General features: G+C 35.6%; 14 protein-coding genes. 2 read left to right on the forward strand and 12 right to left on the reverse strand.

Annotation, left to right across the window (positions count from 1 at the left end; all coding sequences use genetic code 11):
- Nucleotides 1–402: 402 nt before the first annotated feature.
- From KNP75_RS15770 to KNP75_RS14475, 3 genes are read right to left on the reverse strand one after another with little or no spacing between them, the layout of a single operon-like run.
- Nucleotides 403–531, reverse strand: coding sequence for a hypothetical protein (locus KNP75_RS15770; protein ID WP_285800849.1), 129 nt, complete (start codon nt 529–531; stop codon nt 403–405).
- Nucleotides 532–566: 35 nt separating this feature from the next.
- Nucleotides 567–1,283, reverse strand: a complete 717-nt coding sequence (locus tag KNP75_RS14470) for an ATP-binding cassette domain-containing protein (protein WP_214879385.1) — start codon at nt 1,281–1,283, stop codon at nt 567–569.
- A 13-nt stretch (nt 1,284–1,296) separates the two neighbouring features.
- The gene (locus KNP75_RS14475; protein ID WP_214879383.1) at nt 1,297–2,016 is read right to left on the reverse strand and encodes a hypothetical protein; all 720 of its coding nucleotides are present in this window, start codon (nt 2,014–2,016) and stop codon (nt 1,297–1,299) included.
- A 385-nt stretch (nt 2,017–2,401) separates the two neighbouring features.
- Here KNP75_RS14475 and KNP75_RS14480 point away from each other — a divergent pair, with 385 nt between their 5' ends.
- Nucleotides 2,402–3,664 (forward strand): helix-turn-helix domain-containing protein, encoded by a 1,263-nt coding sequence (locus KNP75_RS14480; RefSeq protein ID WP_214879382.1) that lies wholly within the window; start codon nt 2,402–2,404, stop codon nt 3,662–3,664.
- A gap of 196 nt (nt 3,665–3,860) precedes the next feature.
- On the opposite strand, the gene KNP75_RS14485 is transcribed toward KNP75_RS14480, so the two are convergent.
- From KNP75_RS14485 to KNP75_RS14520, 8 genes are all read right to left on the reverse strand, one after another.
- The gene (locus KNP75_RS14485) at nt 3,861–4,739 is read right to left on the reverse strand and encodes an Abi family protein (RefSeq protein ID WP_214879380.1); all 879 of its coding nucleotides are present in this window, start codon (nt 4,737–4,739) and stop codon (nt 3,861–3,863) included.
- A 123-nt stretch (nt 4,740–4,862) separates the two neighbouring features.
- Nucleotides 4,863–5,666 (reverse strand): hypothetical protein, encoded by an 804-nt coding sequence (locus KNP75_RS14490; protein WP_214776080.1) that lies wholly within the window; start codon nt 5,664–5,666, stop codon nt 4,863–4,865.
- Nucleotides 5,663–6,439 (reverse strand): ParA family protein, encoded by a 777-nt coding sequence (locus tag KNP75_RS14495; protein WP_024127810.1) that lies wholly within the window; start codon nt 6,437–6,439, stop codon nt 5,663–5,665. Before KNP75_RS14495 ends, KNP75_RS14490 begins: the two co-directional genes overlap by 4 nt.
- Nucleotides 6,436–7,119, reverse strand: coding sequence for a DUF3102 domain-containing protein (locus KNP75_RS14500; protein ID WP_214879378.1), 684 nt, complete (start codon nt 7,117–7,119; stop codon nt 6,436–6,438). Before KNP75_RS14500 ends, KNP75_RS14495 begins: the two co-directional genes overlap by 4 nt.
- Nucleotides 7,116–7,898 carry a ParA family protein gene (locus KNP75_RS14505; RefSeq protein WP_214879376.1) on the reverse strand — a complete coding sequence of 261 codons (783 nt, stop codon included), beginning with the start codon at nt 7,896–7,898 and terminating at the stop codon, nt 7,116–7,118. The genes KNP75_RS14500 and KNP75_RS14505 overlap by 4 nt, the downstream gene beginning before the upstream one ends.
- A 442-nt stretch (nt 7,899–8,340) precedes the next feature.
- Complete coding sequence (locus tag KNP75_RS14510; protein ID WP_214879374.1) at nt 8,341–8,673, reverse strand: hypothetical protein; 333 nt, start codon at nt 8,671–8,673, stop codon at nt 8,341–8,343.
- A 589-nt stretch (nt 8,674–9,262) separates the two neighbouring features.
- Nucleotides 9,263–10,330: a hypothetical protein gene (locus KNP75_RS14515; protein ID WP_214879372.1), complete on the reverse strand. Its 1,068-nt coding sequence runs from the start codon at nt 10,328–10,330 to the stop codon at nt 9,263–9,265.
- Nucleotides 10,331–11,181: 851 nt separating this feature from the next.
- Nucleotides 11,182–12,618 (reverse strand): hypothetical protein, encoded by a 1,437-nt coding sequence (locus KNP75_RS14520; RefSeq protein ID WP_214879371.1) that lies wholly within the window; start codon nt 12,616–12,618, stop codon nt 11,182–11,184.
- Between the two features lie 254 nt (nt 12,619–12,872).
- Between KNP75_RS14520 and KNP75_RS14525 the strand changes: the two genes are divergently transcribed.
- Nucleotides 12,873–13,496 carry a BA5345 family protein gene (locus KNP75_RS14525; protein WP_215190743.1) on the forward strand — a complete coding sequence of 208 codons (624 nt, stop codon included), beginning with the start codon at nt 12,873–12,875 and terminating at the stop codon, nt 13,494–13,496.
- A 296-nt stretch (nt 13,497–13,792) separates the two neighbouring features.
- Here the strand turns inward: KNP75_RS14525 and KNP75_RS14530 are convergent, their stop codons facing one another.
- Nucleotides 13,793–14,155, reverse strand: coding sequence for a hypothetical protein (locus tag KNP75_RS14530; RefSeq protein WP_214879368.1), 363 nt, complete (start codon nt 14,153–14,155; stop codon nt 13,793–13,795).
- Between the last annotated feature and the right edge of the window lie 286 nt (nt 14,156–14,441).

Genomic DNA, 14,441 nt, shown 5'->3' on the forward strand with positions numbered 1-14,441 from the left:
TTCTAACGCTGGGTTCTTCATAAGAATTCTCTCCTTTTGTAATGTTTCATTTTATGTTTTGATTAGCAGAAAATACTGAAGCTACTATTAAAATCATTACTTGAACTACTGCTACTTGAACCGCTTGATCCACCTTGGTCTACGTTTTTGCTTCGGGTTGTTTTTTGTAATTCTAACGCTGGGTTCTTCATAAGAATTCTCTCCTTTTGTAATGTTTCATTTTATGTTTTGATTAGCAGAAAATACTGAAGCTACTATTTAAATCATTACTTGAACTACTGCTACTTGAACCGCTTGAGCCACCTTGGTCTACGTTTTTGCTTCGAGTTGTTTTTTGTAATTCTAACGCTGGGTTCTTCATAATAATTCTCTCCTTTTGTAATGTTTCATTTTATGTTTTGATTAGCAGAAAATACTGAAGCTGCTATTTAAATCATTACTTGAACTACTGCTACTTGAACCGCTTGAGCCACCTTGGTCTACGTTTTTGCTTCGAGTTGTTTTTTGTAATTCTAACGCTGGATTTTTCATATACCTCACCTCCTTTAAAGTATGTTTATACAAACTCACTTCACTTTGTCCGAATATTCAATCATTTTAATGAATGCTTCATCAGGATCTCTAGTTTGGAATTTTTCTAGCCACTCATGATAATCACCTTCGTATAGAATCACCCCATCATGTAAGAAAATAACATGAGCTGCGATATGTGAAAGATCATGTAACTGATGTGTAGAGATTAAGCATGTAGCATTTTTATCTACAAGTTCATCTAACCTGTTCATAATATTTTTACGTGAAGATGGATCTACTCCACTTGTAGGTTCATCAAAAATGTACAATTCTTTCTTTATACAAGTAAGTAACATTACAAAGAGCCATTTACGTTCTCCTACAGACATTTTGCCAAGCTTCATATCCCATAAGTGTTTAAGCAACTCTTTTTCACGTTCTGAGTGCAAAGTATGAATGAAAGAGTTCATTTGTTTGTACTCTTTCATTTCAGCTAAACTCCCGATAAATAGGGACATGTCACGCCCTGTCAATTCCGACGAATAAAAAATATTTTGGGTTAAATATAAAGTTTCTAACGTTGAAGGTAATTGTAAATCTCCCTCATTGGCGATCAACGTTTTTGTCATGCAGTCAAATAATGTTGTTTTGCCAGCCCCATTTAAACCAACAAGTACATTCAATTTGTTTTTTTTCAACTCAAATGAAACATTTTTTAAGGTTTCTTTCTTCGCCTTCGGATAACTATATCTTAATCCTTGAATATTCACGGTATTCTCCTTTCTATCTTGTGACTAAAGAGACTAAATTTAATTTCTTAATTGACACAAAACCAATTACAAAATAGATAAGCGTAGCAATCAGTGTCAGAGCTATATTAAATTTGATATCAAGACTAGTTACAACGTTAATAATCCATAAAGCATTTTGCTCTAATGCAAAGAAAGGATTTAAGTAACTTAAAAAATGATCAGGTAGTTCTCTTGCGAGTAAAAAAAGTGGAAATAGTAAAATGTTGGCTAATGTACTCATACTCGATATTTTAATAGGAAGTAGTGTGATTACTGTACTTGCAATAGCAAATGGAATGCTTGCAATTAGTAATAGAATAGGCATCAATAGCATTTCAACCGATAAGTACCCATAAATAATTGTAACTACAGATGTAAATATAACTAAACTCACAAAAGCGAATATAACTTGTGCCATAATCACCGCAATGACAAATGTAAATTTGTTACCGGAAATCATGATATATGTTTTCATTAGACCATGCTCTCTCATCCTTGATAATTGAAGACCAATACCATTTAGATATATAGAAAGAATGATATAAACCCAAAAAAATGAAATAAATAATAGAAAATCTGATTGATTTAATTCTTCTCTTGGTCCATACAAGAGCGCAATTCCTAAGGGCAAGCCAATTGTCCATAGTAACGGGACTTTATCTTTAAGCATTATTTTTAAATATAAACGTAGATAACTTTTGATCTGGTTCATATTTACCTCCTTATATATAAAGCGACATCTACTGACTTAAATTTAACTTTTTATTAACAATCTGTTACCCCTTCGGCCATACTTCCTCATTCATTTGAATATTCACATTATGGTTATCTAATGGATTGATGTGAGAGACCTGAAAAACTGATACAAATACCATAACTAATAGTAATTTTTTAATTGACTTCATTTCCTTACCCCTTTTTGTTATAATTATTAACATAAAGTTAGTTTATAACGATTTGTTTATCGCTCTAACTATTTGTTAATGTAAATTTAGTCCATTTCCACTAATATGTCAATTGAAATTAACAACTTTTATCATCTTTTTTTTTACTAACTTTTAAGTAACAATAAACTTAGATAAGAAAGGAGCTTTTTTATGTCTAATATTGGAGAAGTTCTGAAAAGAACCAGAAAGCAAAAAAAAATGACCCAATCAGAACTAGCTGATGGGATCGTCAATAGGAGTTATATTAGCCAAATTGAAAAAAATCTAGTTCAGCCATCATTTAAAACAGTAACTTTACTAGCAAAAAAACTGAATGTAGATATTTCACTTTTCTATGAGAACATAGAATTGAAAGCATTATCTGAAAGCGAGCTGAAAAATCAGATTAAAAATGCTAAATACCACCTCGAAATTAACAATCAAGGAGCATTGGCTCAATCAGTGGGAGAGCTCGAAAACATTTCTAAAGAAGCTTTTGACAAACTTAATGGAGTCGACAAAACAGAATTTCATTTTGTACTCGCTTCTTATTATTTTCAAGAAGATAATCTAGAAAAATGTATGGAGTATGCTCAGAAAGGTTTACAACTTGCTCAAGAGAATGGTCTTGAACGTAAAGAAATTGATTTTTTACTAAAAATTGCTAAAGTACACATTGAGGAAAATGACTTTCATGTTTCCTTAACATATTTAAATCAAGCTAATAATATAATTCTATCTAATAGGTTAATGGACCTAGTAAAAGTGGACGTTTTGTTAAATATGGGAATTTGTCATGGTCGAATTGGTGAATATTATTCTGCTATTCGTTTATGTGAAGAGGCACTTCATATAAATAGTATTACTCAATCCACACATAAAAGTGGAGAATTGTTTATGACATTAGGTATATGCTATCGGAATGTTCATGACCTCGAACAATCTCAAAAATTTTATGAAAAAGCTATGCAATATTTTGATTTATTTGAACAACGCTTTAATAAAGCTGGTATTTTGATTAACCTCGCTATTCTATTTAGAGAAAAAAATGACATTAAGAAATGTATCGAATTAATCAAAGAAGCAAAACAAATATTTATTGAAATGGATAATGATTATCAAGTTTTAAATTGTGATGTGGAGTTGTTCAAAACAAATGTAATTGTTGGTAATTTTTCAAGTATACCTACAGAGTTTAAAAAAATAAATGAATTAATTCCTAACGATTACAAAACTTTAAAAAGAGATCTACACACGGCAATGATTGATTTTTATTTCAATTCAAAGCAATATCGTGATGCTTTAGTATTTCTCACAGAGTCACAAGAAATCACTTCTAAGAATCTATACTTAGCCAAGATTTTTTACAATTTAAAAATGTGGGAAGATTCCTCTGTTTCATTTATGGAGTATTTCGAACAAAACCTTCCTTGACGGTACTTAAGCTAAATAGTCTATATACTATTTAGCTTACTTTTTTTTAAAAGAACAGGTTGATCATATGCTTTTAAATTTTGGGAGTTCTTGATGCAATTGAATATTTGAATATAAAACAGGAAATATATTAATAAAAGGATACTTGGATGTAGTCAAAGATTGACTCTCCAATGTATCCTTTTCATTTTTAATCTCATATTATAAATCGTTTCCACCCTTGAGGAATACCTAACTGCTTATAATCAATAAAGGCTGCGTATGTTTCTAAAAGATGATTAATCTTGTCTACAAATACGTTCCGCTCGTTTGAAGTCAACAGTTTGGAAATGATAAAGAACACAATAAAGATTCGTTCATTTGAAAGTTCTTTTTTAACGTTCGCAAATACTTGAGGTCGAATCGTTAACGTTTTACCATATAACCGCCCATGGTGTGCACAAATATTCCGAATCATCGTTAACGTATATAACCAGCTTTCAATATATTTAAAATCCATCGAGTAGTGTTCTTTAGAAATCATTTGCTTGTCTTGATTATGTAAATTCTTAAACATCATGGAGAGTGTCGAAAAGGACAGGACCTCGACGGCTACCCATATCGGGAAATTACTTTGATATTTTGTATGATGATGCTTCACAAAGAGTTCCCGCTCATTTTCTTTAAGTGATCGTTCAAGATTAGTCAAAAACTTAGCATGATACGTTTCATTTTTAAAGTGCGTAGGGTCTTTGTAAGCATCTGCACCATACGTATGCGCATGATAATAAGCGATATGAGCCCGAAACGCAGTTTCAATACTTTCAATTGCATCTAGCAACAAAAGTCTCAATTCTTTATCGAATTCGTAGAGCTTTAAAATATGTTCAAATGAAATTCCAGACTTAAATTGATCTACTTTATCACTCGTCTTCAGTGTTAATCCGTATGCGGTCAAACGATAGTAATTGATCCGTTTAAGTACTTCTATAGCCTTTCGCTCACTTTCAATATGCAGACCACGCTCTTTTAGAATGGATACTTGTTCTTCGTAAGTTTTTGGTACTTTTAACTGGTTAGGCTCCATAGAATCCATGTCCTTGCCCCCATTTGTATAAAAAAAATGACCCACCGTGGTCCGCATTGTGAAGAGGCGTGGTGGGTTCTGTTACAAATAATATAACAAATCCACGATATATTGTCTATTTCTTAGGTTGTTTCAGGATTCATTCAAATACTTATTTAAGGCTCGACGAATAATTTCATCTTCAGATACATGTTCTTTTTTAGCAGCTTGTGTTAATCCAACATATAATGGATCCGTTAAATCTGAAAATCGAATATGGACCTTCATAGGTTTTACAGTGGGAGAATCAGCTTCAATGACGCGCTGCTCTTGACGCTCGATCAACATACGCTTCACTTCACGCAATTCTTCACGTGTCATTTCATAAACTGTTTTGTCCCCATTTGCTGTGTAATATTTCTTACTCTCAAGTAATGCGAGCTTTGGATCTTCCGGCCATGATAAGAGTTCCGCTAACTTGGTCGCACTGAAATCTTGTTCAATCGTTTTTTCTAAAATATTCGGACCAAACGTATTCCAAAAAGAAACAAAACGATTCACTTGGGAATGAGACATCCCAATCTTCGCTAAAAAGTCTTTCCAATTTCCCTCTTCTTGTTTAAATTCCTTTTTTGTTTCCGGATCACGGAACAAGCTATTTGCATGCGCAAGAATACGACACTTTTCGACAAAACTTGTCGCCTGAATCGCATCAATATGATTATAGTATTGAACAATGCCTTCCATGTCTTCGGGCAGTTTTTTTGTGATAATACGAGAAAGTCCGGTTGCTGGTAAGGACTGATACGGATTCGTGATAGTCGTCGTTGCAGAAAATTCTTTGACAGCTTCCACTTGATCGGTACGGTCTTCGCTAGATTGTGTTCCTTGTTTCACCGGTAAATTAGCACTGAATGTCGAAATTTTAGGCGTATGTTTTTTACGAGGGCGACTCATAGAGAAAGTACCTCCTGGGCAAGTTGTAAATAAGCATCCGTTGCAGGACTTTTATGATCAATCACAGGTCTAGATTCACGTTGTAGGGTTTGTACCTTAACGGCATACGGGATCGTTGTAAGGACAGGAATCCCGACCTCTTTCCCGAGCTCTTCAAGTTCTTCTACCGTCGTCGTATCCCCTTTAGAACGTGCACTGACCATTGTCGGGATAAACGCTGCGATATGAATATCTTCTCGGAATCGTTTCATTTCTTCTAACTCTTCAGGAGCCGAGTATACCGCATCCATCGAAAACTTTTGCATCTGTACAGGCATGATAATTCGATCTTGTGCGACAAGAGCGCAGCGCGCATAAGGATTCAACGCTGACGTCGAACCAGGACAATCAATTAAACAGATATCAAATAGTTCATCTAGTTTGGCCAACTCTTCACTGAGTCGGTACTCATAACCAATTTGACTCGTTAAATCACTCGGTGAAGCAGACCGTCTTGTCGGAACTAAGTAAATCGTTCCAGTCTCATATTCACAAGTGACGATGACTTGTTCAATCGGTGTATAAAATGGATCGTTCTCTTCGAGTAGACAATCCAATAGCACTTTCCCTTCATAGTCGTTCGTCAGACCTAATCCATTCGTTGAAGACGCCTGATCATCGGCATCAATCACGAGTACACGTAAGCCATCCCGTGCGTAGGCATGAGCTAAATTGATGGTTGTCGTTGATTTTCCAACTCCACCTTTACGATTGTACAATGCGATTTTCTTCATGACTGCTCTCCTTGTTCATCTGTGGCTTCTATTATATTGTCTGATACAGTTCGTTCAATCATTTCAGCTAGTAACTCACTGACACTACGATTATGTGCATGGGCATACTGTTGAAATTGTTCCGAAAGATCGCTTGGAATACGCGCGGACAAGATCGAAGATGACTTTTTCTCTTGCTGAAAAGGTTTCACTTTAAGGGGTGTATGAGTGTTCCCTTTTCGAAGATCACGGATCTGTTTGACCGTGAGTTCTTCGACCTGTCTTCTTTCACCATTAATATATAGTCCTTGCTCGACGACCTCATCGACATTATCGAGATACATGAGTTCAAAAATTTTGGATGCTGGTAGACTTGTTAGCGATGCCTCGAGTGGATGCAGCGTCTCATAGGCTTTTATATATCGTGAGGCAAGTGAGGCGGACATGGAGACCGCTTCTAAAAACGCCCCCCACTCTTTTTTATCATGCATCTCAGAACGGGCGATCACTAGACGTTTGCCAATCTCAAATACGGAAATGGTTTGTACTTTGGCGAGTTCATTGATTTCGTGAACGAGGTCTTCAACTTCCTTTGAAATTGGCAGCTTTTGAACCAGTGAACTGATATTCGTTAAACCGCTCTGATAAGGGTGTTGCTCACTCGGTTTGATTTTATGAATGTTACGATTTCTGGCCTTCATAGAGAATCACCTCTGGCTGTTCGGATCTTTTGTGCCAACTCTCGAAACGGTTCAGATAACTGTTTTGATTCTCTGGAGCGGTATTGAATGACACTTTTTCCGCTATCTGCTGCTTTTTCAATAAATGTCGATCGTTTGATGACAGGTAAAATAGTCAACGATTCAGTCAACGCAATTTGTTCCATTGCTTCGAAGTATTCTTTATCGGCTTTTAACGTATGGTCCATCGCCACAGGCAAGACCCCGGCAATCTCTAAATCAGGATTATAGAATTTTTTCACCTTTTGTACGGTGCGAATGGTACTTCCTAGCTGATCAAAGACAAGCTTTTTCGGCATAAATGGAATAATGGTGGTATTAGCAGTCGACAAGACAACTTTTGAGAGTTCGTTGATCGAAGGAACTGAATCTAAAATGACCCAATCAAATTCATCTTCGAGCGGTGCAATCATATCTTTTAATAAGAAGAGCTTATCTTGCTCAGAGAGTAAGTTGATTAACCTTGCATTTCGTTCATTTGAAGGAAGAAGACTGACATGATACGTTTCGTCATCAAATAGAATGTCTTTGATATCTAAATTTCGTGTATGTACATCAAACATAGTCATGTATTTGATCGTATCAGATTCTTTTAACATTAGTTTGCTAAGAGAACCCTGGGGATCTAAATCAATGAGAAGAACACGTTCCCCTAACTCTCCTAATGCATAGGCCATGTTCAAGGAACAGGTGGTTTTACCCGATCCACCTTTCGAAATGTAAAACGTTAATATGTTCATGTCCTCTCCCCTTTCTAGTTCTTATGATGACACAGTCTGTTTTATGGAACAACTAAAAATAATGAACAAATGACATATTTAAATAAATAATTTGTATACAAATTAAAAATAGTTTGTATACGTGTTTTATACTCTTAATTTTACCATCTGATTTGTATACATTTCGACGTCGAAATGTATACTTTCGACTCTCACCTCAAGAGTGTTTTACTATTTGAAATAGAAAAAAGACTACAACCTTGGGTTATAGTCTTCGAATGTGAAATTAGTGAATGAATAAAACATAGCAACTTGAGCTAAGCCCTTATCAGGATAAGTGGATACTAAAGGAGCATACAGTTTCTGGCCATACATATTTAAAGTTAAAAACACCGAACATGGATAGATAAGATGAGATCAAATAAAAGCTAAGACAATCGTGTAGCTCTAATGAAGAATACATTTACATGTCAAATTGATAGGTTGGTTCCATCAGCGAAACAGAGAGTGATCCTAGTGTATAGACACCGTCATCTTCGTTATGTAAATGTTCAAATATCGCATTGGTTGTGGCACAAGGGGCACCGAGTAGTTGTGTCACGTACTGATAGAAAATTTCAGTTGCAAAAATTTCATCTAACATTTGACCCGTAAATACGAGATTCTCAATATTTTCTCCTGCGTTTTTAAGTTCTAAATCTGTAATCTCATCACGATATGTCCAATGTCCATACTTTTCAATATTGTCAAAACCTGCGAATACATAATCAACATCATAGCGAATACTTCGTTTCATAGGAAAGACCTCCTAGAAGATGATATATACTTTATTGTATGAGGGGTATATAGGATTAAGTCATCATGTATGTGACACTTTCATGATAGTGAATGAACGGTTTTTTGAACGATTACTATGATTTAAGTCGTTAGAGAATGTACATGTAATCAAGCGCTCAGATCTAATCGATTAAGAGAAGAATACAAAACCATATTCTTATGAATAAAAAAGATTAAATAGAATGAATAAGAATTAAAGATAGATTAAAAGAATTAGGAAAAATGAAAGTCCGAAAATCCTTTTGACACCAACGTTTTCGAGAGATTTAGAAGATTGTAAATATGTCAGCTATAGTTTCTTTTATTCAAAAGGGCTATTTTTTTTTCATTTCCTTTTTGATAAATCATATCCAACAGCCAATTTTATTCGCTATATATTTGAAATAAAAACGATTGTATTTGATTTTTTTCCGAAGATGTAAAATATAAAAATGACCTTATGAAACACAGGTCATATACGATGCCTTTTGATGGAATGAATCAACAATGGATATAGATTCGGGATGTTTTCATACAATTTTTCAAAATGAGGCATGCCAAAAAGACCATCATGCGATCGTCAATTTTTCCACTTTATGTTTTAGTTGTTGATGCAGGTAAAGAATTGGCTCATTGAAGAAGAGTTGATGCTCACTTGAATGAACTAAGTCTTCACGATGGTGAAGAAACGCTTGTTTCAAGTCAGCCAAGACTTCACGGAACGCTGATGCACCGAACGTATCACTCATTGAATAGAGAGATTCACGGCTTACTTTTAGTGCATCGAAATCGAAGAACTCACCAACGCGCTTACGCAACTCGAACCAAGCAAGTTGAGCATCTGAACGCTCTTCTTCTCGGATCACTTTACTGTCTTGAGATTTGTCTAACGTCAATTCAACGAGGACTGGACGCGAAATATCTTGAACGCGTTTTTTAAGCGTGAGATTTTGCTTCACCACATTTAAGAAATGACGGCTATCTTCTATAAGGGAAACTTGAAGGAATCTCAAACGAGCCATCATCTTTTGAATGGCAAGTTTGTGGCCACAGTATTTAGGCAAGAAGCCTTTAATCTCGTCATAGGTAAGGATGGCTTGGTCATGTGATTGAACATGGATATCTTTTTCAACTTGTACGAGTGTACGTAACGCAAGACGCAAAGCGTTCACGTTATCAAGCGTGAGCAGTTCGGAAAGAAGATCATGCCAAATAGACGTGTACCCGGTCTTCGAAACGATAGAAGCTCCGTCAACATAAAGGTCACGATAATTCTCAAGATAATCGGTTAGTTCAATCGAGAGCACTCCAGGGAAATGTCGGACAAGTCGTAACAAGCCATGGCTCTCAAATGTTTTTAAGTTATTATGTAAAGAACGGACAGACGTATGAGCGGAAGAAGCAAGCTCTGTATCTTCCATAAACTCAATCTTCCCTTGGTCATCTGCATAAGAAAGAAGTGTGAGGACATGGCGAATCCGTGACTTTGTCCACTTAAAAGAAGTGAAGCATGTAGGGATGTTATAGTGATGCTGTTCATAGCGATAGTGATCAGCTCGTTTCGTCCAACGAGTTAAGCCACTCATCGCGACGAGTAGTTTGTTTGCAACTAAAATGTGACGGTTTTTGTAAGCCACGTACCCTACACCTCCTCTATCCTAAAATATGCTAGTTTTAGTATCTTGTTCTTTCGAGATAGTGTCAAAGTGTGGGTTTGGTACGATGTATCGCGACCAAATTTGATGAAACGTTGATGTTAAGCCATTTTAGAGCTATAAAAATGTGTCATTTCAGTACGATGGTTTGCGACCAAATTAGGAGGAATTGCTTAAGAAAGCCATTTGAGAGTGATTTAGAGTAGAAATTTTATACGAAAAGTAGTCAAAATGTCGTTTCAGTACGACGGTTTGCGACCATTTTAATAAAAGTGTCGTTTCAGTACGACGATTCACGATCAAAATAATCGAAAATGCGGTTTCAGTACGATGATTTGCGACCATTTTTAAGAGACAGACACTTAAATTTTTTTTGGTTTTTCATCAAAAAGTTGAGAAGTGTCGTTTCAGTACGACAAATTGCGACAAAAACCAAATAAATGTCGTTTCGGTACGATGATCTGCGACCAAATTGAGAGGCGTGTCATTTCAGTACGGTAATTTGCGACCAAATTCAATTAAAATGTCGTTTCAGTACGTACTTTTACGAATCATTTCACCCTAAAGCGAACAATTTGGTAAGAATGTTTTTTCTAAATTACTCATAAGTGTCATTTCAGTACGACAAGCTTATGCAACTAATTAAAAAAATGATTTGTCCAAATCGCATAAATGTAGTTTGATAGGATACAGCTGATAATTAAATACTGGCACTCACCTGTATTTAATCATCACTTCATCTAAAAACGTTCCATGTGAAACATAAACTATAGAGTAAGCATAGAAAAGAAGAAGCCTTCAATATAGTAGGCTTCTTCTATGTTTTGTTTCTATTAAAGTAGCAATGTATCAGGATGATTTAATAACTCCCATGATTCGAGCGGGTAAAACGTGAAGAAATAGTAGTCGCCCGAACGATGCCAATCTTTCAAAATAAATTCATGTTCTTTAATGCGATCAAGATTTGCCTCAAGTTCCCGCAAGTTCTCTGACTTTCGTGATTTATTGAAGCGAATCGAATAAGTAAATTGACGCCAATGCCGACGAACCGGGCTTTGCTCCCCTGTCTGAAGCGACGCAATGCGTTCTTTTTGAAGAACGAATGCCAAATGATAGGCAAAGCTCCCTTTCAACTGTTCAATCTGTTCACCATAGATACTGACGATTTGCTGCTTGAGTAGATCATCATACACTTCTTCAGCTACTGTGACGATGACCTGACTATCCGCAAGGGTTGTGGCGTTCTTGATGGTAACGGAAGAGAAGAGGCCCCGGATAAAGAAATCGCCTTCTTCATTGTGCCCAGCTACTCGATAATAACCAAGTTTCATAAGGCGTTTTGTTGTTAAGTCATAGCTCTTCCCGCTCTTGTTGGCATAGAGCTTTTCAACTAATTGTACGAGTGGAAAGATGATCTTGCGACTCGTTTGGAACGAGATATCTCGATATGACAAGATCTCGGTAAAGGCCTCGAAATCTTTCGCGTCTAGATCAGGTACTTTACCATTTAACTCTTGAATAAACTCTTTACTAACCAAAACAGAAAGGTTCTGTGGGACGCCATCTTTATATTTCGGTACGACCGAGTCGTAGTTCAAAAGCTCGAGGTTAAGTTGTGACGCGTCATTGAGCTTCTCATCAAGTTGTTCAGTCTTATTTTTGATGCGATCAGACATCCCGAAAAATGGAATATCAACAGCAAGCGTTGGAGAGTGATGTGCTACACGCTTGGTTGCATCAATTTCCTTTGCAACTTCCCCTAATATCATGAGCACATCTGTTTTTAACGTCGTAGTTTTTTGATTGACGGTTTTTTGAGACCAGTACGGATATGTGTGGATTAGTTGGTTTGGGTCTTCTGCCCACTCTTCAATCTCGGTGATACAGAGATTCATGTAGTCTTCAATTGTTTTCACGTGAAACTCTTTGTAAAGTCCTTCAAAACCTGCAACTTTTACATAAGCTGAGATCATGTCGTGTTTGGCTCGAAGTTCTTTGTTGTAACCACGATTCTCTTGATAATTTCGCACGGCTGTTTTTACCCAGCGGCGTTTTAGTTTCATAAAAGAGTAATAACGAATCTTCTTATAGGCGCTTTCGATATTTTCAAGCGCATAGTGCTCCTGATAGAGTGTTGAGACAAATTCCTGAATATCAAAAATGGATACACTATGGAGGATCTCCTCCATACCATGCTGCTTTATCGTATTGACCGCTTGAGAAATAATGAGTTGTTGCGAGCGGCTATTGGAGGATGAATGATTCTCCATATTAATCACCTCTTCTTTGAATAAATATAGCATATAAAGTAGAATACGTACGGAGAGTTTTCATTTATTTCAATTACCGCGAAAGTGTGCGCTGGCGCACACTTTTTTAGAAAGGGACTAAAATTAAAATGATGTCTAAAATAAGAAGTGGATGTAGAAAAGATATATAGAAACATCGACCTGAAATTAAATTTCTAATTAGCAGTGTTACGACTGATACGTGATACTCTATAAGAAAAAAGGAGATTGATTGGATGAACTTTGAAACGAAATATTTAATTAGATGGGGAATACCAGGATGGGTGTTCATTTTTTGGTTATTCTTTTATTTTTCATTTGTGCAAAATGATTATTCCGAATTCGTAAAAAATGTTCCGTTATTAATATCTTTGATAGTTGCAGGAGTTCCCTTGGGCTATCTAATTTATCAAGTCTATTTTGTCTGTTTTTGGAGTTTTAGAACAAAAGACAGTCTGAATAGATTTAGAACCGAATTAGGAGACAAGTTTTCTACAGATGCGAACTTTGGCAAGCTTTACGAAAATAGAAATAAAGATTACTACTATCTTGAACACGTGTGGCACTCTATGTTATTAGAACAGGATGAGGGAGTCCGTGCTTATTTAGAGGGGAGATATAGACATTTGTTGAGCACAATCCATGGGGTTGGAACATTGTTCGTCAGTACGACAGGGTCACTAATGCTTATCTTCTTCTTGTTGGTCCGGAGTTTAATCACAGGTGAAGAACCATCATTATTTTATATAGGTATTGTGATGCAATCCATTATTTTAGTTGCGACTTCTTTTAACTATAGATACTTCTCCGATAATCTTCGAGCGTTTCAGATCAATATGTTAAATAAATACCTATCTTGAAGCGATGTACCAAAGGACTTAAATCATGGTTCTAAAAATAAAAGATAGACTAGTGATTATAAAAATACATTATTGATTTATTTTCATCTAAAAGGAGAGATGATTCATATATATTCTAGAATCATCTCTTTTTGATGAAATATCTTTACTCGTTATGATGAAAACTTTCAGCATCTTACATATTCATTTGATTTACCCAATATAAATTTCAACCAAGCAGACACGAAAGCATTCATCATATTCTTGATAGGAAGTAAAAAAGAGTCTGGATAGAAGTCGATCTTTGCAAAAAAAAATCACAACAAAGGTTCTTTCTCTTCGTTCTGGATCATTTCAAAAAAGAAATCAATAAAATCTTTCCCGAACCTTGAGATTTCGAACTGCTCCTTAGATTTAAATTTAGGCTCTTTCAATTTTGGTAAACGATTGGACTTCGGATTTAAAAGTTTTTCAAGGTGTGTAAAAATATCTTTGAATGTCTTTGAGATTTCTTTGAGATCATCAACGACATTAAGCTCTGTACGAGTTGTCAATAAGCCAATCCGAAGCAAATTTATTTTTACTGCTTCGTACGGCTCAAAGGATATCCCATGTCTCTTCATGACATCGTGAAATGTTTCTATAGAACCCTCTTGATACCAGAAACGAGTCGAATTCATTAGCCGTAAAACCGAAGTATCAACAACTATAATTCTTTTAGCACGTCGTAATAAGTCAATACGAAGTTTTCTGATACAAAATCATTATCCACGATTTGTACAAGCCATTGACCATGCATTTAATTTATTCTTCTTATTGTTCGTCTATCACCGAGTCTAATACATACTGAAAAAGTCTATCAATCTATAAACAATGTTGATCATAGATTAGAGTAATTTAAATAATCAGCAGATGGTTAAAAAGAGTGTTATATAATTAATAGGCAATAGTAAAATTAAATTGTAT

It is taken from the genome of Exiguobacterium sp. s6 (genome assembly GCF_018618155.1).
Classification (GTDB): Bacteria; Bacillota; Bacilli; order Exiguobacteriales; family Exiguobacteriaceae; genus Exiguobacterium; species Exiguobacterium mexicanum_A.

Excerpts from the sequence above, each read along its gene's own strand:
- KNP75_RS14530 (WP_214879368.1), bottom strand. The coding sequence starts at position 14,155 with ATGAATTCGACTCGTTTCTGGTATCAAGAGGGTTCTATAGAAACATTT.
- KNP75_RS14490 (WP_214776080.1), bottom strand. The coding sequence starts at position 5,666 with ATGAGTCGCCCTCGTAAAAAACATACGCCTAAAATTTCGACATTCAGT.
- KNP75_RS14525 (WP_215190743.1), top strand. The coding sequence starts at position 12,873 with ATGAACTTTGAAACGAAATATTTAATTAGATGGGGAATACCAGGATGG.
- KNP75_RS14505 (WP_214879376.1), bottom strand. The coding sequence starts at position 7,898 with ATGAACATATTAACGTTTTACATTTCGAAAGGTGGATCGGGTAAAACC.
- KNP75_RS14510 (WP_214879374.1), bottom strand. The coding sequence starts at position 8,673 with ATGAAACGAAGTATTCGCTATGATGTTGATTATGTATTCGCAGGTTTT.
- KNP75_RS14485 (WP_214879380.1), bottom strand. The coding sequence starts at position 4,739 with ATGGATTCTATGGAGCCTAACCAGTTAAAAGTACCAAAAACTTACGAA.
- KNP75_RS14495 (WP_024127810.1), bottom strand. The coding sequence starts at position 6,439 with ATGAAGAAAATCGCATTGTACAATCGTAAAGGTGGAGTTGGAAAATCA.
- KNP75_RS14480 (WP_214879382.1), top strand. The coding sequence starts at position 2,402 with ATGTCTAATATTGGAGAAGTTCTGAAAAGAACCAGAAAGCAAAAAAAA.
- KNP75_RS14500 (WP_214879378.1), bottom strand. The coding sequence starts at position 7,119 with ATGAAGGCCAGAAATCGTAACATTCATAAAATCAAACCGAGTGAGCAA.
- KNP75_RS15770 (WP_285800849.1), bottom strand. The coding sequence starts at position 531 with ATGAAAAATCCAGCGTTAGAATTACAAAAAACAACTCGAAGCAAAAAC.
- KNP75_RS14520 (WP_214879371.1), bottom strand. The coding sequence starts at position 12,618 with ATGGAGAATCATTCATCCTCCAATAGCCGCTCGCAACAACTCATTATT.
- KNP75_RS14475 (WP_214879383.1), bottom strand. The coding sequence starts at position 2,016 with ATGAACCAGATCAAAAGTTATCTACGTTTATATTTAAAAATAATGCTT.